This is a genomic window from Phocaeicola paurosaccharolyticus JCM 15092 (genome assembly GCF_000613805.1).
GTDB classification, from domain to species: Bacteria; Bacteroidota; Bacteroidia; order Bacteroidales; family Bacteroidaceae; genus Phocaeicola; species Phocaeicola paurosaccharolyticus.
Genome location: NZ_BAJR01000001.1, coordinates 1 through 19,660 on the forward strand (window position 1 = coordinate 1; position 19,660 = coordinate 19,660).

Annotated in this window: 14 protein-coding genes, 1 tRNA gene and 4 pseudogenes; 10 read left to right on the plus strand and 9 right to left on the minus strand. The window is 36.8% G+C overall.

What is annotated here, in order from left to right; translation table 11 throughout:
* Positions 1-217: 217 nt before the first annotated feature.
* A tRNA-Arg gene (locus JCM15092_RS00005) sits at positions 218-289 on the minus strand.
* A 232-nt stretch (positions 290-521) separates the two neighbouring features.
* Here JCM15092_RS00005 and JCM15092_RS00010 point away from each other — a divergent pair.
* Together JCM15092_RS00010 and JCM15092_RS00015 are read left to right on the plus strand one after the other, a co-directional pair.
* Positions 522-2,366 carry a 2-oxoacid:acceptor oxidoreductase subunit alpha gene (locus tag JCM15092_RS00010; RefSeq protein ID WP_024992868.1) on the plus strand — a complete coding sequence of 615 codons (1,845 nt, stop codon included), beginning with the start codon at positions 522-524 and terminating at the stop codon, positions 2,364-2,366.
* Positions 2,367-2,380: 14 nt separating this feature from the next.
* The gene (locus JCM15092_RS00015) at positions 2,381-3,385 is read left to right on the plus strand and encodes a 2-oxoacid:ferredoxin oxidoreductase subunit beta (RefSeq protein WP_024992869.1); all 1,005 of its coding nucleotides are present in this window, start codon (positions 2,381-2,383) and stop codon (positions 3,383-3,385) included.
* A gap of 62 nt (positions 3,386-3,447) precedes the next feature.
* On the opposite strand, the pseudogene JCM15092_RS14340 reads toward JCM15092_RS00015, so the two are convergent.
* The 3 genes and pseudogenes from JCM15092_RS14340 to JCM15092_RS14345 all read right to left on the minus strand — a co-directional run bounded on the left by JCM15092_RS14340 (position 3,448) and on the right by JCM15092_RS14345 (position 7,688).
* Positions 3,448-4,256, minus strand: a pseudogene (locus JCM15092_RS14340) (DUF3108 domain-containing protein).
* The gene (locus JCM15092_RS00025; protein ID WP_024992870.1) at positions 4,253-6,175 is read right to left on the minus strand and encodes an Ig-like domain-containing protein; all 1,923 of its coding nucleotides are present in this window, start codon (positions 6,173-6,175) and stop codon (positions 4,253-4,255) included. The pseudogene JCM15092_RS14340 and the gene JCM15092_RS00025 overlap by 4 nt, the downstream one beginning before the upstream one ends.
* A gap of 5 nt (positions 6,176-6,180) precedes the next feature.
* Positions 6,181-7,688 (minus strand): annotated as a pseudogene (locus JCM15092_RS14345) (GH3 auxin-responsive promoter family protein).
* A gap of 218 nt (positions 7,689-7,906) precedes the next feature.
* Between JCM15092_RS14345 and JCM15092_RS14350 the strand changes: the two are divergent.
* Positions 7,907-8,838 (plus strand): annotated as a pseudogene (locus JCM15092_RS14350) (ATP-dependent 6-phosphofructokinase).
* 208 nt (positions 8,839-9,046) lie between these two features.
* Here JCM15092_RS14350 and rnc read toward each other — a convergent pair.
* From rnc to JCM15092_RS00050, 3 genes are read right to left on the minus strand one after another with little or no spacing between them, the layout of a single operon-like run.
* Positions 9,047-9,895, minus strand: a complete 849-nt coding sequence (gene rnc, locus JCM15092_RS00040; protein ID WP_024992871.1) for a ribonuclease III — start codon at positions 9,893-9,895, stop codon at positions 9,047-9,049.
* Positions 9,896-9,897: 2 nt separating this feature from the next.
* Positions 9,898-11,163 carry a beta-ketoacyl-ACP synthase II gene (gene fabF / locus JCM15092_RS00045; protein WP_024992872.1) on the minus strand — a complete coding sequence of 422 codons (1,266 nt, stop codon included), beginning with the start codon at positions 11,161-11,163 and terminating at the stop codon, positions 9,898-9,900.
* A gap of 18 nt (positions 11,164-11,181) precedes the next feature.
* Positions 11,182-11,418 (minus strand): acyl carrier protein, encoded by a 237-nt coding sequence (locus tag JCM15092_RS00050; RefSeq protein ID WP_024992873.1) that lies wholly within the window; start codon positions 11,416-11,418, stop codon positions 11,182-11,184.
* Positions 11,419-11,572: 154 nt separating this feature from the next.
* Here JCM15092_RS00050 and purN point away from each other — a divergent pair, with 154 nt between their 5' ends.
* Positions 11,573-12,133, plus strand: coding sequence for a phosphoribosylglycinamide formyltransferase (gene purN, locus JCM15092_RS00055; RefSeq protein WP_024992874.1), 561 nt, complete (start codon positions 11,573-11,575; stop codon positions 12,131-12,133).
* A gap of 161 nt (positions 12,134-12,294) precedes the next feature.
* On the opposite strand, the pseudogene pdxB reads toward purN, so the two are convergent.
* Positions 12,295-13,312, minus strand: a pseudogene (gene pdxB / locus JCM15092_RS14355) (4-phosphoerythronate dehydrogenase PdxB).
* A gap of 126 nt (positions 13,313-13,438) precedes the next feature.
* On the opposite strand from pdxB, the gene JCM15092_RS00065 reads away from it, so the two are divergent.
* The 6 genes from JCM15092_RS00065 to JCM15092_RS00090 are packed head-to-tail and all read left to right on the plus strand — an operon-like array spanning position 13,439 to position 18,508.
* A complete protein-coding gene (locus JCM15092_RS00065; protein ID WP_024992875.1) occupies positions 13,439-14,044 on the plus strand; it encodes a DUF4254 domain-containing protein in 606 nt (201 codons plus the stop codon).
* Between the two features lie 7 nt (positions 14,045-14,051).
* Positions 14,052-15,089 carry a glycosyltransferase family 9 protein gene (locus tag JCM15092_RS00070; RefSeq protein WP_024992876.1) on the plus strand — a complete coding sequence of 346 codons (1,038 nt, stop codon included), beginning with the start codon at positions 14,052-14,054 and terminating at the stop codon, positions 15,087-15,089.
* Between the two features lie 7 nt (positions 15,090-15,096).
* Complete coding sequence (locus JCM15092_RS00075; protein WP_024992877.1) at positions 15,097-15,855, plus strand: lipopolysaccharide kinase InaA family protein; 759 nt, start codon at positions 15,097-15,099, stop codon at positions 15,853-15,855.
* Positions 15,852-16,757: a lysophospholipid acyltransferase family protein gene (locus tag JCM15092_RS14360; protein ID WP_034541358.1), complete on the plus strand. Its 906-nt coding sequence runs from the start codon at positions 15,852-15,854 to the stop codon at positions 16,755-16,757. Before JCM15092_RS00075 ends, JCM15092_RS14360 begins: the two co-directional genes overlap by 4 nt.
* Positions 16,758-16,789: 32 nt before the next feature.
* Positions 16,790-17,614 carry a glycosyltransferase family 2 protein gene (locus JCM15092_RS14365; RefSeq protein ID WP_034541359.1) on the plus strand — a complete coding sequence of 275 codons (825 nt, stop codon included), beginning with the start codon at positions 16,790-16,792 and terminating at the stop codon, positions 17,612-17,614.
* A gap of 3 nt (positions 17,615-17,617) precedes the next feature.
* Entirely contained in the window at positions 17,618-18,508 is an 891-nt protein-coding gene (locus JCM15092_RS00090) for a glycosyltransferase family 2 protein (RefSeq protein ID WP_024992878.1), read from the plus strand.
* Between the two features lie 68 nt (positions 18,509-18,576).
* Here the strand turns inward: JCM15092_RS00090 and JCM15092_RS00095 are convergent, their stop codons facing one another.
* Positions 18,577-19,632 (minus strand): glycosyltransferase family 9 protein, encoded by a 1,056-nt coding sequence (locus JCM15092_RS00095; RefSeq protein ID WP_024992879.1) that lies wholly within the window; start codon positions 19,630-19,632, stop codon positions 18,577-18,579.
* Positions 19,633-19,660 lie beyond the last annotated feature (28 nt).

Consider the following 19,660-nt stretch of genomic DNA (forward strand, 5'->3'; position numbering starts at 1 on the left):
GTTCCATCCCCAATTTATATGGTTGTGGCATGTCCTACAGGTTCCAAGCTCCTGAGCAACAAACCAAACATACACATTTTCTACATAAAAACACTATAAAAAATTAATTATAACTTAAAATGGTTATTATTTATTTTATGAAGAATAATTGCCGAATATTTGCTTTTTAGGGCAAAAAAAAGACCTTTATAACCAAATAGTTATAAAAGTCTTTTAGTAGCCTGGAGGGGAATCGAACCCCTATCTAAAGTTTAGGAAACTCCTATTCTATCCGTTGAACTACCTGGCCTTGATAAATCGAGGGCAAATGTAATCTATTTTTTGACAAGTCACAAATAGAGTTATAAAAACAGCTAAACAAAATGTAATCCATTTGTAAGTAAAACGTTATTTATTCTTTCAAAAAAAATATCAATTTATTCGTTTTTTATGCAATAATATATTATTTATTCATTTTTTCTTTGATAATTGATAAAACTTAACGAACTTTGCATCTAGTAACTCACTAAAATAAATTTATTATGGCAGACGAAATAGTAGTCAAGGAATTGGACCATGTCGTGATCAGATTCTCAGGCGACTCAGGCGACGGAATGCAACTTGCCGGAAACATCTTTTCAAATATTTCGGCAACTGTTGGAAATGATATAAGTACTTTCCCAGATTATCCTGCAGATATTCGTGCCCCGCAAGGCTCATTAACTGGAGTATCAGGTTTCCAAGTACATATTGGTGCCAGAAAGGTTTTCACACCGGGCGATAAATGTGATGTGCTTGTAGCAATGAATGCAGCAGCACTCAAAACACAATATAAATACGCTAAGAGTACAGCATGCATAATAATAGATACAGACTGCTTTAAGAAATCAGATTTAGAGAAGGCTGCTTTCCAGACAGAGAACCCTATCGAAGAGATGGGAATCAAACAAGATGTTATTGCTGCTTCAATATCACAGATGGTAAAAGACTGTCTGGCAGATAGCGGAATGGACAACAAATCTATTCTGAAGTGCAGAAACATGTTTGCTCTTGGTCTAGTATGTTGGTTATTCAACAGAGATATAAATATCGCAGAGACATTCCTCCGCGAGAAATTTGCAAAAAAACCTGCTATTGCAGAATCAAACATAAAGGTTTTACATGCAGGATACAACTATGGACATAACACTCATGCTTCAGTAAGCAACACATATAAGGTTGAGACTAAGGTAAAAGTTCCTGGAAAATATATGGATATTACAGGAAACAAGGCTACATCTTATGGTTTGATAGCTGCAGCAGAGAAAGCAGGTCTTAAGCTATTCCTTGGTTCATACCCTATCACTCCTGCAACAGATATACTTCACGAGCTTTCTAAACATAAATCTCTTGGTGTAACAACTGTACAGTGTGAGGATGAGATAGCAGGATGTTCTACTGCAATTGGCGCTGCCTTTGCCGGTAACCTTGCTGTTACCTCTACATCAGGTCCTGGTGTATGTCTTAAATCAGAGGCAATAAACTTAGCTGTAATTACAGAGCTTCCTTTAGTTATTGTAAATGTTCAGCGTGGTGGACCTTCTACAGGTCTTCCAACAAAGTCTGAGCAGACCGACCTTCTTCAAGCTCTTTATGGACGTAACGGTGAATCACCTATGCCGGTTATCGCTGCTACATCACCAACACAATGTTTCGATGCTGCTTACCAGGCTTGTAAGATAGCTTTGGAACATATGACTCCGGTAATATTGCTTACTGACGCTTTTGTTGCTAATGGTTCAGGAGCATGGAAACTACCTGATCTCTCAACTTACCCAGAGATTAACCCTCCTTATGCTACTGCAGAGATGAAGGATAGCTATACTCCCTATAAGCGCAATCCTGAAACAGGCGTTAGATACTGGTCTATTCCTGGAAATGAGGGATATATGCATATCTTAGGTGGACTTGAAAAAGATAGTAACACAGGAGCAATATCAACAAACCCTGATAATCATGACTTGATGTGCCGTCTGCGTGCTGAAAAGATAGCTAAGATTCCTGTACCAGACTTAAAGGTTGAGGGGAATGCTGATGCCGATCTTCTTATTGTCGGCTTCGGAGGTACTTATGGACATCTCTATTCTGCTATGGAGGAAATGAATAATGCAGGACAAAAGGTTGCACTAGCTCATTTCACTAATATAAACCCACTGCCAAAGAACAGTGCGGAAGTTCTAAAGAAATACAAGAAAGTTGTTGTTGCTGAACAGAACCTTGGTCAGTTCGCAGCATACCTAAAAGGACAGATTGATGGATTTGTACCTTACAAGTATAATGAGGTAAAAGGACAACCTTTTGCTGTCAGCGAACTTGTTAAAGCTTTCACAGAGATCTTGAACAAATAAAAAGGAATAAAATGATGAACGAATATACAGCAAAAGATTTTAAAAAGGGACAGCCTCGCTGGTGCCCTGGATGTGGTGACCACTTCTTCCTAGCTTCTCTACATAAAGCAATGGCTGAAATAGGAATAGCTCCTCACGATACAGCAGTTATATCTGGTATTGGTTGCTCAAGTCGTCTTCCATATTATATGAACACATATGCCATGCAGACTATACATGGCCGTTCTGCAGCAGTTGCTACAGGATGTAAGGTAGCAAATCCTGATCTCGCTGTTTGGCAGGTATCGGGTGATGGTGATGGACTTGCCATTGGCGGTAACCATTTCATCCATGCAGTTCGCCGTAATATAGACCTCAATATGATTCTTCTGAATAACCGTATATATGGTCTTACTAAAGGACAGTACTCACCAACTTCTCCTCGTGGATTTGTAAGCAAATCTTCACCTTATGGAACAGTAGAAGATCCTTTCAATCCAGCAGAGCTTTGTTTTGGTGCCCGTGGACACTTCTTCGCACGTTCGGTTGCAACAGATGCAGAGGGAACTATTGATATACTTAAAGCAGCAGCAAGTCATAAAGGTGCTTCTGTTTGTGAGATCCTTCAGAACTGTGTTATATTCAATGACGGTACACACTCATCTGTATCCACAAAAGAGGGAAGAGCAAAAAATGCTATCTATCTTGAACATGGAAAACCTATGCTGTTCGGTGAGAATAAGGAATTCGGACTTGCTCAGAATGGTTTCTCTTTGAAAGTTGTAAAACTTGGCGAGAATGGCATAACTGAGAAAGATATACTTGTTCATGATGCTCATTGTGAAGACAACACTCTTCAGCTTAAACTTGCTTTGATGGAAGGCCCTGACTTCCCTATTGCACTTGGTGTAATAAGAGATGTAGAAGCTCCAACATACAATGATGCTGTACACCAGCAGATAGACGAAGTTACTGAGAAGAAGAAATATCACAATTTCCAGGAACTACTTATGACAAATGATATTTGGGAGGTAAAATAGTATAAAATTACTATACCAATTATATAAAAATCATCCTTGCTACATTGTAGCAAGGATGATTTTTATTTGTTTACTATTGATGTCAAAGGATATTTGTTTCCTCTTACCTTGGTAAGAAAGGCTTTTGCCGAACCAAAGTTGAGATATAGATCCAACCTTACTGGCAGATGGTTTCTATCATCCGTAACAAAGAATGTGATCACCTCTTTCTCCTTTCTTCCCTTATATTCTACAAGTGAAAAAACAAGGCATCTATAGGTCACTCCGGCATCAGTCGTAAAGTTCTGCTTACCTCTATAGATAAGAGTCTCCTTCTCAACCTTCTTGCCTGTAGCCATAAGGAAATATAATTTCTGTCCTGTTACAAATGTTGATGGATCGTATGATCGTGCACGAAGAAGGATAGTAAGCATATCGAATACGCAGTTCTTGCTTTGATATCTGCTTGTATCAATATTACCATCCTTGTGCAAACGTTTTTGGTTAACTATACACTCACCATTATTATACTTGAACCAAGCCTCATCAACAGTATATCTGCTGCCCTCTTCTGCTCCTTTACGGAAATATAAAGGCTCCAGATTTGTTGTAGAGACAGATGTCAGTGTATCACGCATCTTAAAGAAGAAGTCAACCTTCTTATTGCTTACAGAGACGAGTGAGGTACGAAGACATGGTTTGTTATCATAAGTCACCGACTGTACCGACAAATTTGCCTTACCAGCATCGACCCATATAACTTCCAGTTAAACTTCAAATCATACACTAGGTTTTCTCCTGGTTGAACTGCGTCATTTTCAGCAGTACATTGTGCATATCCGTATGCAACTAAAGCAAAAAATAATATTATTGAAATTATGCTTTTTCTCATTTTGCTAATTTTCTTGCTCTCTCTTTATTGCGATCTCTAATCTTCTTCGCTTCATCCGGCTTCTGTTTCTTTATCTCATTAAGTTTCTGCCTATCAAAAGAGGTAGCATTAATATCCCAAGACTCGTTAAACTCAAAGTTTGCCTTCATCTGCCATGATTTAGGGAAATAATAGACCTCTTCTGCCTGGATACCTTTTTCAAAGTTTCCTGGATCCCAGATTCCATTATTGTTCCTGTCATTAAACAAACGAATATAGTATTTTGTTTCAGGTTTCAGAAAATAGAAATCAGCAGCACCATTTTTACCTATTCTCACACTGCTAACTACCTCCTCTTTGTTATCCAACATCTCAACGATAGCATTATTATCTGCTCCGACAATATTGAGATATAGAGTTCCATAGTCTTCCAGTTTCTTTATCTTGAACTTCTGAGTGTACTTATCTGTCTTGAGTCCGTATAATCCAGTAATTGCAAGAGAGTCCATTGTAAATTCATACTCTTTCTCCGGAAGCCACTCTGCAAGTAGGTTATACCGTCGCGGCACTATGGAATCCTCCATAATAAGGAAAGGTTCATCTTTCCATATTGTATCTTGTTTAACCTTAAGATGTACAGCTGCCGTATCAATCTTACTTACTGGCTCTTCGAATGAGAAAACTATGTTCTTGCCAAGATCGAACGTTTGAGGTATTTCAGCGTTCATCTTCAGGAAGGCGGTCGGCTCAACATACTCTTCACCCTTCTTACTCTTTTTCTTCCTCTCTTTTTCTTTCTCCTCTTTGGCTACCTTAGCAAACTTCTCTCTCTGTTCTTTATTGAATTTGTTTACCAATAATAACGTGTCGCACTTAGGAACAAGGTTCCCTAATGAGTCTGAGTAGAGATAATCCATCTTCATCTCTAAAGTATCTTGGTTACATAAAAGCGAGTCTTTTATCCAATAGCATATAGAGTCATTCCTATTAGTCTTCTCAATTATGAAGGCATCTCTCTCATCAAAATTCAAACCTTTCAGTGCAGGCAGAGTATCTGCCTTAGCACTGAACTGCAATATGAAGTGATTCTCCTTATCTCTCTGACTTTTCACAAAGAACTGTCTGTCATTCTCTGCTCTGAAAGCTTTAAGGATTATGTTATCGGGTAAGAAACGGGTATATTTTACAGTTTTAATAGTATCGATATGAACACTGTCCTTCCACAAAGTATCCTGACGTTCACTTGACATCATACTTGGAATTATCAGAGAGTCACCAAAAGCCATCATTTCACTCTTTGAATCATATAGTGAGTTCTGGTTACCGTCCATGAGCGCATAAATCCTATACTTTCCCGGAGCTACACCTCTTACTGTGAAATGTCCCCTACCATCTGTTCTGCCCACTCTTTCGAAAGATTTCTTTACAAAAGCACTATCAGCAAGGTCGGAATGAAGTCCTACCAATATACCTTTAATAGGTTCTAAGTTCTTTGCATTCAGTACAGTTCCGGATACCTCCATAGAATCCACTGTACTGCCTGTAGAGAAGGTCAGTGCAAAATTGCCCAGAGGGTTTCCTTCGTTGTTATCAACAATAGCATCAGCGAAATCAATATTGTATGTAGTATTTGCTTTGATGGTGTCTTGAAGTTCCACAGTAATGTTCTTACCGACTGCCTTTATTTCAGGCATTTCAAGCTGTGGAGGTGAAACGATAACCTTTTCAGAAGCTTTTTCAATCTTCACATTCTCATCAAACTCAATAGTAATCTTCTTACCTTTGAAGTTTACAGTGAAAGGAGCAGGTGAACTCTTTACGAATTTAGGAGGTACCTCATCAAATTCGCCTCCATCGGGCTGACCGATACTTGCACACGAATATACCCCTATAATCAGTAAAAGGAGGAAAAAGATTCTATATCTCTTGAAATAGCTCATATTTCTTATTTATTCAAACTTAACAACTCATCAATATAATCACGGTTATTGCTCAATCTTGCACTTTATGCTGTCCTCCAAGTTTGCCCTTTTCTTTCAACCAGTCATGGAAGAGATTTTCTCTAGCGACAATAATCTCTAAAGGCTGCAATGTAATATTTTTATGTCTCTTGGCTTCATAATCAGAGTTAATCTGCTGAAGTGAAGAGTCAAGCAATTCACTGAAATGTTCCAAAGAATCCGGCCTTTGAGAGAATTCAATAAGCCATTGGTGTCTGCATTTGGCATTTGAGTCCATAAACACAGGAGCGGCTGTATAATCTGTTATCTGAGCGCCAGTAGCATCACATGACTTCTTAAGACCCTGCTCAGCATTGTCAACCATAAGTTCTTCACCAAAGGCATTAATGAAATGCTTAGTTCTGCCTGATATGACAAACTTATAAGGACTTGTATTAGTAAATCTGACAGTATCGCCGATAAGATATCTCCAAAGTCCGCATGATGTGCTGATCACCATAGCATAATTCTTATTCTTCTCTACACCCCATAGAGGAACTATATTGGGGTTCTCGCTATCCAACTCATCCATAGGAATGAATTCATAGAACACTCCATAATCTATCATAAGCATCATGGAGCTATCTGTAAGGTCATTCTGCAATCCAAAGAAACCTTCGCTGGCATTATATGTCTCCATATAATGCATATTAGGAGTTGGAATAATCTTTTTATATTGTTCACGATAAGGAGTGAAGGCAACGCCACCATGGAAAAATACTTCCAGGTTCGGCCAAATCTCCGTAAGGTCATTAGTACCTTTTATCTCTAGCATATGCTTAATAACAGCAAGCATCCATGATGGTACTCCGGAAAGATTTGTAACATTCTGGTCCATTGTGCTTCTTGCTATCTTTTCCATCTTCTCCTCGAAGTCAGAGAGAAGAGCTATCTTCTTTTCCGGAACACGAACAAGGTTTACTAGAGGGTTCACATTCTCTATCAAAATAGCCGAAAGGTCTCCTACAAGACTACTACTGAGATTATAGTTTGGCGAATGGCTTCCGCCAAGTATAAGTCCCTTACCTGAGAACATCTTACTATTTGGATTAGCAAGCATATAGAGTGCCACAGCATCTCTGCCGCCTGCGTAATGAATATCTTTTAATCCCTCTTTAGAAACGGGGATAAATTTACTCTTGTCATTTGTTGTTCCAGACGACTTAGCAAACCATTTTACTTCACCCGGCCAGAGAATATCCTTCTCTCCGCGTCGCATTCTCTCTACATACTGCTTAATCTCTTCATAAGTCTGGATAGGTACATTCTTACAAAACTGTTCATAAGTGCCTATGCCAGAGTAATTATATTTCTTACCCCATTCAGTATTTTCAGCATCTTTTAGCAAACGCTTAAGAACCTTATTCTGAATATATTCAGCCTCACAATAATATGAAGAAATGGCTTTCTGTCTCGGTTTGAAAAGTAAATTAATTAATGGTGTAGGATTCATCTTGAAAATATTCATATTATCTGCAAATTTAACCTTATTATTATGAATTCAAGTTATTAGAATATTTTTTTTGCCCTTTATGCCTTTACTTTTGTTTTTTATTATCTTTACAATAGACAAAATTATAAGTTATTGGGAGCAATGAAGATAGGTATTCTTACATCAGGAGCGACTGCCCTGGGATAAATGCAACAATCAGAGGCGTTTGCAAAACAGCCATCAATAATTATGGCATAGAAGTTTATGGCATCCATAGCGGATTCCGTGGATTATTGGATAACGAAATAGAGCTTCTTACTGACAAGTCATTATCCGGCTTACTCAATATGGGCGGTACTATACTTGGCACATCACGTGAGAAACCTTTTAAGAAGAAGGGCTCCACTGTTGATGAGGATAAGGTGAATACAATGTTAAGCAACATTGAGAAGGCTAATTTGGAGTGCATTGTATGTATAGGTGGAAACGGAACTCAAAAGACTGCTGCTAAACTTGCAGAAACTGGCGTAAATGTAATCTCTATTCCAAAAACAATTGATAACGATGTCTGGGGTACAGATGTCTCATTCGGTTTTGACTCTGCAGTAACTATTGCTACAGATGCTATAGACAGACTTCACTCAACAGCAAGTCTCATCAGAGGGTGATGGTTATTGAGGTGATGGGACATAAAGCAGGGTGGATAGCTCTCTACTCAGGTATGGCAGGAGGAGGAGATATAATCCTTATCCCGGAACTTGAGTACGACATACACAACATCGGGAATACTATTATGAACAGACTTAAAAGAGGTAAACCATACTCTATAGTTGTTGTTGCTGAGGGGATAAAGACAGAGAACAATATGAAGGCTGCACAGTATATAGCAAACGAGATAGAGTACGAGACCGGATTCGAGACTAGAGAGACTGTACTAGGATATATACAGAGAGGAGGCTCACCTACTGCTTTCGACCGCAACCTGGCAACAAGGATGGGAGGGCATGCCACAGAGCTTATTATAAATAAGCAGTTCAATAGGATGGTATCCCTTAATGGTTCGGACATCAGCTCTATACCACTACATGAAGTTGCAGGAAAGCTTAGATTAGTTCCTCAAGATAATGACTTGATAATTCAAGGACGTAAGATGGGCATCTGTTTTGGATAGAGCAATTTATTGTTGCAGTATCGACACAGAAAGTGATAGATTGACCTGTTGCAGTAAGTCTGAAGCTATTGGAATTTATTAGCTATGAAAATAACCGACAATTTATGATAGGTTATTTAATAGCTTTACTGAATCCGCATCTTTGTTGGTGATTTATGAAAAAGCCAGAATTTTAAGATTGTATCTTAGGAAAGAGAAATTAAGGCATTTATGCTGTCTCTGTATCTTGTGATTCAACAGAAGCCGATTCCTCTACAGCATTGTCGGCAGGCTCTTCGGCAGCAATCTTACTATCACGGATAGCAAACAGCTGTTTTGCGAAAGCAGAATTATTCTTAACCCTTTTCAGTGCCTCCTGTGCTGCATTCTGATGTGACTCTTTCTTTGAGTAACCCACACCATGGCCGCTTATAAGGTCTTCAATAAGTACATTACACTCGAAAGTTGGGCTATTGGTCTTATCATAGTCATCATTAACAAGTTCATAGCTTATTGTCAACTTATTTTTCTGACACCACTCAATAAGACGCGATTTGAAGTTTACCTCCTCACGTGATACCTTCTCAAGGTTAATATATTTCCCTATGATTTTATTCTCTATGAAGTATTGACAAGCTTTATATCCTCTGTCAATATACATTGCCCCTACTAATGCCTCGAAAGCATTACCACATAGGTAACTGTTGTGTGAAGATTGTTGATTACTGAATTTGATAAGCTTGTCAAGGCCAAGTTCTTTGCCGATTTGGTTAAGTGTATCGCGCTGCACTATTTTTGAGCGGGTATTTGTTAGAAATCCCTCTCTTTTTCCATCAAACTTTTTGTATACAATGTCAGCTACTACCGCATCTAGAATAGCATCTCCGAGGAACTCCAACCTCTCATTATTAAGAAGACGCCCATTATCCGACCTGACAAGAATTGATTTATGCAGTAAAGCCTGTTCGTAAAGCTTAATATTCTTAGGGAAGAACCCAAGCATTCTATAAAAACAAAAATAAGACTCCCTATCCTTTCGAAAAAGAAGTCTTATTCTATTTACTATATTACAGTACACTGTTATTCTACAAATTTCTTAACGATAACACAAGCATTGTGTCCACCAAATCCGAAGGTATTACTCAACGCAGCTCTAACAGTACGTTTCTGAGCCTTATTGAATGTAAAGTTGAGGTTGTAATCGATGTTTTCATCATTATCACCCTCTTCGTGATTGATAGTTGGAGGTACAATATCATTCTTGACAGCCAATATACTTGCTATAGCTTCTACAGCACCAGCAGCACCTAGAAGGTGACCAGTCATTGATTTTGTAGAACTGATATTAAGTTTATAAGCATTATCGCCAAATACGTCTTTGATAGCTTTAACCTCAGATACATCTCCTACAGGAGTTGATGTACCATGAACATTGATATAATCAATGTCTTCAGGTTTCATACCTGCATCTTCCAAAGCATTTTGCATTACAAGCTTAGCCCCCAATCCCTCAGGATGAGATGCTGTAAGATGATATGCATCTGCAGAAGCACCAACACCAGCTAATTCAGCATAGATCTTAGCACCACGAGCTTTTGCATGTTCCAACTCTTCAAGTATAAGACAGCCGGCACCTTCTCCCATAATGAATCCATCGCGGCTAGCGCTAAATGGGCGAGAAGCATGTTGAGCGTCATCATTACGTGTTGATAATGCGTGCATTGCGTTAAAACCTCCTACACCAGCCTCAAAGATTGCAGCTTCAGCACCACCTGCAACGATAGCATTCGCCTTACCCAAACGGATATAGTTGAATGCATCAGCAATCGCATTTGATGAAGATGCACAAGCAGAAGTTGTTGTAAAGTTTGGTCCGTGAAAACCATACATAATTGAGATTTGACCTGCTGCAATATCAGCTATCATTTTTGGGATGAAGAATGGGTTGAATTTAGGGCCAACCGTCTCTCTTGTAAGAGCATAGTTGATAACCTCTTCTTCGAAAGTATGAATACCTCCGATACCAACACCATAAATAACTCCAATCCTGTTTAAATCTTCTTTTTCGAGGTCCATACCACAATCTTCAATAGCTTCCTTAGCGCAAACTATAGCGAACTGGGTATATAAATCCATCTTTCTCACCTCCTTGCGATCAAGGAAGTCTGTTGCATTGAAGCCTTTAACCTCACATGCGAACTGAGTTTTGAATTTGGACGCATCAAAATGAGTAATAGGTCCTGCACCACTCACACCTTTAAGAATATTCTCCCAAAATTCAGGATAAGTATTTCCAACTGGAGTAAGTGCTCCAAGACCTGTTACTACAACTCTTTTTAATTCCATATTATAAAATAGGGATAATTACTTTGCGTTAGCTTCGATATAAGAAACAGCGTCACCTACAGTAGCAATTTTCTCTGCTTGATCATCTGGAATAGAGATGCTAAACTCTTTCTCGAATTCCATGATTAATTCTACTGTATCTAATGAATCAGCGCCTAAATCATTTGTGAAGCTTGCTTCGTTTGTAACTTCTGACTCTTCTACACCTAATTTATCAACAATAATAGCTTTTACTCTTGATGCAATTTCAGACATAACTTTAAAATTTTAGTTAATAAATTGAATTATTTTATTTTCTTTGTGGCTGCAAAGGAATAAATATTTCTTGTGCTAAACAAATATTCGAGCAAATAATTGCATTATACTGCACACATTTTTAATTTGTGTGCACCATTAAAGTCTATTTTTCATGAAAAATATAGCGATTTTCGCCTCTGGTGAAGGGACAAATGCCGAAAGAATAGTACGTTATTTCTTAGAAAATAGTACAATAAGGGTGGCAATAATTATAACCAACAAACCTAATGCAGGCGTTATAAAAAGGGCGGAATCCCTTGGTATTCATGCTCTTTTCTTGACTAAAGAGGAACTTCAGGGTGAGAGAATAATGGAAGTTCTAAAAGAGCACGATATTGACTTTATTGTATTAGCAGGCTATCTGGCTAAGATCTCAGATGAGATTTTGCATATTTTCCCAAACCATATAATAAATATTCATCCTTCTCTTCTACCAAAATATGGAGGTAAGGGAATGTACGGCCTAAAAGTGCATCAAGCTGTATTAGATGCTAAAGACAAAGAGAGCGGCATCACTATACATTATATAAATAGTGAATACGACAAAGGCGAGGTAATTGTACAGGAAAAATGTGAAGTGCTGGATAGTGATACAGCCGAATCTTTAGCTGAAAGAGTACATAAACTCGAGTATAAATACTTTCCTGAAACAATAGAGAAACTACTCTCATAATATTATTATAGGTAGAGTGATTGAATATATTATTCTATCTAAACCATGAAATATTAATCCTAAGGCTTTGGACAATAATCCAAAGCCTTAGGATTAATAAACTGTGCCTTAGGATAAGAGCATAGCCTTGACTATGAGTAATTAATTCAGGGAAAAGTCCTTTATAGTTCTCTTCTAAGTTTATAATCACCTCTTATCTTTTCAAAATTTTCAGGTTTGCTCTTAAGCACAGCGCTATCTTCAAGAGGATTATAGACCTCAAGGAAATTATACCCCTCATTGTAATAATCTGATCCCTTATTGAAAGGTGATGGGGGCAGGGAAAGATATATAAGATTATTCAGCCAAAGAATTGGCATAATGAGAGTAGCGAGCTACGAGTAGCATTAATCTTTCCATCGGCCGAGTATCCTGCTATATGAGGAGTTGAAATATATGCCATATTCAATAGCCTCATATCAATATGAGGTTCATTCTCCCATACATCGATAATTGCATCTGATACTTTTGAAGATGAAATGTTTTCTATCAACAAAGGTGTATCTATAACCTCACCTCTTGACGTGTTTATTATATAAGGTCTTCTTTTTAATGATGAAAAGAAGTTAGCATCGGCGAGATGATATGTAGAATGCTTTCCATCCTTTGTCAAAGGCGTGTGAAAAGTGATTACATCTGCCTTCTCCATGATCTCATTCAGTTCTACGAACCTTCTTCGCCATCATCCTTTCTAGGAGGGTCGTTGAGCAAAACTTTCATACCAAGTTCACCTGCAACTCTCGCAATTCTGCTACCCACATGTCCCACTCCTATAACACCTATTGTTGAATCCTTCAATGAAAGGCCTTTATCTCTCTGTAACAGCAGAAGAACCGAATGAATGTATTGCTCCACAGCTCCTGAGTTACAACCCGCAGCATTAGTCCACTCTATTCCAGCCCTTTTACAATAAGATGTGTCAATATGGTCGAAACCGATTGTGGCAGTAGCGATAAATCTCACACTACTACCTTTAAGAAGTTCCTCGTTGCATTTTGTACGGGTTCGGATAACCAATGCATCGGCATCTTTTATAATCTCATTGCTGAACTTATCACCCGGAACATAAACAGCAGTGAAGCCCAATAGTTCAAGAGTATCCTTAATATAAGGCACCTTTTCGTCTACTATTACTTTCATCAGTTCTTGTAAATTTCAATTCACAAAAATATACATATTTACTCAATAAAATTGGCTAATTAGAAAAGTTTATATAGTTTTGCTCATTTAATTCGCACTAATTATTAATTAATAAGACGATTAGATATGACTTTTACAGAACTATCCACTCCTATCTTCGAGAAATCAATAGCAAATTATCACATAAAAGACAATGTAGATACTCCTATTGAAAACCCATATCCATTAAGAAGTATAGAATACTATCTCTACTTAAAGAATTGGATTGATACAGTTCAATGGCATTTTGAAGATATTATCAGAGATCCAAATATCAACCCTGAAGAGGCTCTTTTATTGAAACGTCGCATTGATAAGTCTAATCAGGACAGAACTGATCTAGTGGAACTTATTGACAGCTATTTTCTTGATAAATACAAGGATGTGGTAGTAAAAGCAGATGCAACAATTAACACAGAGAGTCCTGCCTGGGCTATTGACCGTCTTTCAATCCTTGCTTTGAAAATATATCATATGCGCCAGGAGGTTGAGCGTACTGATACATCTGGAGAGCATCTTAAGCAGTGTCAGACAAAACTTAACATCCTTTTGGAGCAGCAGAAAGATCTATCTTCTGCTATTGACCAATTAATATTTGATATTGAATCAGGCAACAAGTACATGAAGGTTTACAAACAGATGAAGATGTACAACGATCCAAGCCTAAACCCAGTACTGTACGGAAAGAAATAGATCATCAATGGCTAAAATATTAGTAATCCGTTTTTCAGCATTAGGAGATGTTGCTATGACCATTCCTGTTATTGCATCATTTGCCAATAAGTTTCCTGAACATCAGATAACTATATTAAGCAGAAGTTCTTTTTCTCCACTTTTAGATATCTCACTCCCATGTAATGTCAAATTAAAAGGGGTGGATCTAAAAAACAACTACAAGGGAATCAAAGGAATAACAAAATTATATAAGGAACTGAAGAATGAACATTTTGATTTCGTAGCAGATCTACATGATGTGCTACGGTCAAAGTATCTATGTTTTCTATTTTGGCTTAATGGTTATAAGACTGCTCATATAGACAAAGACAGAAAGGGCAAAAAGGAACTGGCAAGATATAAAGGTAAAAGACTTGTGCAGTTGAAGAGTTCATTCGAGAGATATCAGGATGTATTCAAGAAACTCGGATTTGAGTTCGACCTTAGCTTTGAATCTATTATTACTGATACAGTAATAGCAAGCTTTCTGAATTGTGAGGCTTACCAGAAGAGAGAGAATGAAAAATGGATAGGAATAGCACCTTTTGCTGCACATAAAGGGAAAATATACCCGATAGAGAAGCAAGAAGAGGTGATAAGGCAATTATCTAAAGACTCTAATATCCATATATTCCTCTTCGGAGGTGGAATACAAGAGAAGGAAATCTTCAATAAATGGGAAAATATGGGTGGAAACATAACCTCCATGGCAGGAAAGTTGAGCCTTGACAAAGAGGTCTTATTCATGAATAAGCTTGATGTAATGATCTCTATGGATTCAGGTAACATGCATCTTGCCTCACTGGTTAATACTCCTGTTGTCTCTATATGGGGAGCGACACATCCTTTTGCCGGCTTCATGGGCTGGAATCAGCCATACAGCAATGCTATCCAGATAGATATGCAATGCAGACCTTGCTCCATCTTTGGGAATAAGCCATGCATCTATGGGGACTATAGATGTATGAGCAGTATCCCTGAAAAGATGATTGTTGAAAAGGTCAACTCAATCATATACAAATAGAATTATAATGAGAATAGAGATTCATCCAGACTATAAACAATATTCTGACTTTCTTAATAGCATTCCATCAATTTTTCAACAAGAAGGAAAGAGTATCTATGAAGGAAGAAATAGCGTAAAGCTATTTTCTTCTCAAGGTATGGATTTCATTGTAAAGCGTTTCAAGAAGCCCAATATAGTACAGGGGATTTCATATTCCTTTTTCAAGAAGAGTAAAGCTGAAAGAGCATTTCTTTACGCTGGAATATTTAGAGATAGAGGTATAGATACACCTCACGAAATAGCCTTTATTGAGATAAAGAAAAATAGATTATTATCCGATAGCTATTTTATATGTCAGATATGTAGTGCTCCTTCAATTATGGAGACCATTTCATCTGATGGTTTTGATAAAGATCTGATAAATGAGTTAGCAGCTTTCATTGTGAGACTACATGAAAGGAAGATATTCCACGGTGATTTAAACCTGTCAAATATTCTTTTCAACAGATTAGAAGGTCAGCCTACTCAGTTCACACTAATAGACACCAACAGATCGAATATAGGAGGTGAGGAAACACAAAGCAGGTGTCTGGAAAATCTGGTAAGAATAACTCACAACAGAGAATTGCTAAGATATTTTATCTTACAATATACTTCTCTACGAGGATGGGATTCTGAGAAATGCACTAATTTTGTATTTTCTAAGCTTGACAGCTTCGAAAATAGACGAATATTTAAAAGAAGAGTAAAATCAATTATTTTCAAATCAAAGAATAAGGAATGAAAATAGTTTATTACATAGTATTTTTCACCTGGTATCTTCTCTCTTTATTGCCACTTAAGATACTTTACTTCATATCTGACATACTATTTTTACTAGTATACTACATTGTCAGATATAGAAGGACCATTGTCAGAAAAAATCTACTCGGTTCCTTCCCTGAAAAACCAAAAGAAAAAATAATCGAGATTGAGAAGCAGTATTATCACTTCTTTTGTGATTATATAGTTGAGACTCTTAAAATCTTCTCAATATCTAAAGAGGAATTGAAAAAGAGAATGACTTTCTCAGGAATAGAAGAAATAGAGAGAGAAATGCACGAGAAAGATCGTACATTTTGCTTTGCATACTTAGGTCATTACTGCAATTGGGAGTGGATAGCATCTCTTCCATATTGGGTATCCGATGATATGCTATGTGGACAGATATATCACCCACTATACAATAAGGCATTCGACAAACTTTTCCTAAACCTTAGAAATAAGTTTGGAGGTACCTCTATTCCGATGAAAGAAACTTTGAGAAGAATTATTGAGTTGAGGAGAGCAAAACAGAAAACAATTATCGGGTTTATCTCTGATCAATCTCCTAAATGGAACAGTATTCATCACTGGACTCCATTCTTAAACAGAGAAACTCCTGTATTTACAGGTACTGAGAAGATTGGGAAACAGGTTAATGCTCTGATTTATTATGCTGATGTTAAGAGGGTAAGAAGAGGGTACTATCATTGTCAATTCAAACCTATGTTTGATAACCCAAATGATATACCTGACTTTGAGATTACTGACGCATACATGAAAAATCTGGAGCAGATGATTTCAGTTACGCCACAATATTGGCTATGGAGTCATAACAGATGGAAAAGGACTAAAGAAGAATTTTTAAAGAGGCAAGAACTCTAATTAAAGTTTCATAATTCAAAATAGAAACATTTATGACAAAAATTAGTCAGGATATATCGTTAATAATCACGACCTACAATAATCCTGCATTTTTAGAACTTATACTTAAAAGTATACTTTCTCAAAGACTTATGCCGTTAGAAGTAATTATTGCTGACGACGGATCTACATATGAAACAAGAGTTCTTATTGATTCATACCGTAAATTCTTTTTAGTCCCATTAATTCATTCATGGATTCCTGATGAAGGCTTTAGAGTTGCAAAATCACGTAATAAAGCAATAGCAAGAGCGAAAGGTAATTATATTGTTGTAATTGACGGAGATATTGTAGTCAACAAATATTTTATTTCCGATCATAATGCCTTAAAAAAAATAGGATATTTTGTAACAGGCAGTAGAGCTAGATTAAAAGAAGAAGCAACAATCAACCATTGCCAAAATAAAGATGAAAGATTCGATCTTTTCTCCAAAGGATTAACCCGCAGACTTGTTATGCTGAGAATACCATATGCACATAAATTTATTAAGGGACATTCTGGATTGAAAAATGCACGAAGTTGTCATATGGCATTCTGGAAAGATGATTTTATTAATGTAAATGGCTTTGAAGAGGACTTTGAAGGTTGGGGATTTGAAGATTCCGAATTCGTACAACGACTATATAATAATGGGCTAAAACGTAAAAATGCTAAGCTTATGGCCCCTGCAGTACACCTTTACCACAAAGAAAGCAATACAGATAATGCAATAAACAATAGAAGAATTTTAGAAGAGACTATTAATTCTCACAAGAAAAAAGCTACAAAAGGAATTTTACAGTACTTAGATAGCTCAATTACTAACGCAATAAAATAATATATGACTCTTTCATTTATAATTTTAAATTATAATACAAGTCTTCAGACACTTAACTGTGTAAAATCAATAATCGATCATGCTCCAAATACTTCTTACGAAATCATAGTCGTTGACAATAACAGTAATAAGGAAGAGTGGGAAACCCTAAACTCATTATTGCAGGATTATGACCTAAACATCATAAAAAGCCGTATAAATTTAGGATTTGGTGCAGGCAATGTTCTTGGAGCTAACTTTGCTAATGGCGACTTTCTCTGTTTCTTAAACAGTGATATCATTTTCACAGAAGATTGTATCACAACTTTAATTGAATATCTTAACAGACATAACGATGTAGGGTGCATAACACCTCAACAATATAACAGAAATAATATTATTGTACCTTCATTTAACCATGATTCAGGCATTACTGAGGAGCTATTTGGGAAAGAACTATTAGAAACTCTATTTTCCAGCAAGTATCCGAAACGTAAAAATACCATTTACAAGAAACCATTTTCCGTCAAACAGATAAATGGTTGTTTTATGATCTTCCCTAAAAATATTTTCTGGGAAGTAGGAGGTTTTGACCAGAATATTTTTCTTTACTATGAAGAACTTGACATTTGTTATAGACTAAAGGAGAAAGGTTACAAAAGCGTTGTTTACCCAAATTGCCGATTCAGCCATTTACATGGTGAGAGTACAAAAAAAGCTCATTCCAATACCGTAAGGGAACTTTATATTTCTAAAATGTACTGTTATCGTAAATATCATAATATTATATTGTCATCCTGCTTTAGAATAATAAATATTATAAAGCTTATGACAAAACCTAACAAGTGGTATATCCTTCCTGTTGTATTACGAGGAGAAAGTTCAAGTAAGTCAATGAGGCATAATAGATTATAAAAGCTTGACTAATATTCTTCAAACCCTATTTCGAGAATTATTTATCAATTTAATCTGCCATTATTATATCATAATCTATCCAGATGAGGCACAAGTCTGTTCCACACCTCATCGACAGAAATAGCATCAAACAGGTCTTGATAAGAATGTTTATCACGGTCTGTTTTTTCTTTTATGATATCTGATACCTCAATACCCTCTGCAGGAACAGAGTTAATGGGAAGCCATATGGCTTTACTAATTTTTGGTGAGAAGATAGAGAATGATGGGACCCCCATTGCCTGAATCATATGACGTGCACCTCCCTCATTTCCGAAATAGAAAGAGCTGTTATTGCACAATGCAACCAGTTCCAGCAATGATGATGCCTTAATATCTATCTTTACTCTCTCGGGAGAACTAAGTTGTTTAAACATTTCTCTGGCTTGCATCTCCTCCTCTCCTTTAGCATAGTTGAAAACAAGTTGTATTTCAGGATAGTTCTTAATTATCCTCTCTATTACCTGCTTCATGAACTCTATATTCCATCTCTTCGTAAGAATCTTCGTTGTGACACCTACTAAAACTACAGGCTTATCAAAATCTATACCTTCATCTTTCATATATCTTCTATACCTCTCATTCTCCTCATCTTTTATGAATAATGAAAAGTCTGAACGGTACTTTATATCATATCCTTTTTCCAGAGGTTCTAGAAACATAAGATCTCGCTTAACCATATCCAGATTAAGTGAACTATTGTCATTGTCTACAGAACAATTCAATACAGGATAAGTGTAGCCTTTCTTTTTACCAATGCGCCATGGGGTTGATAAAGAAAAGAGGGAGAAAAGTAATGTTCTTATTGTAGAGCGCATATCAATGATTATATCATATTTCTCATTATGAACAGTTCTCCACACTTTACTGATATACTTCAGAAAGGTTTTATTTTCCTCTTTGCTGAAAGTAATAAGCCTATCTATTGAAGGATGATCTTTATATAAAGGAGCAATACCACTATTTATGACAAAATGGACCTCTGCATTAGGGAAACTAGATTTCAGGCTATTGCATAATGCCGTTGCCAATATAGAGTCTCCAATCTGCCTAAACCTGATAACAAGTATTTTCTTTACTTCCATAGTATCATAAATTAATCAATATGCAAAG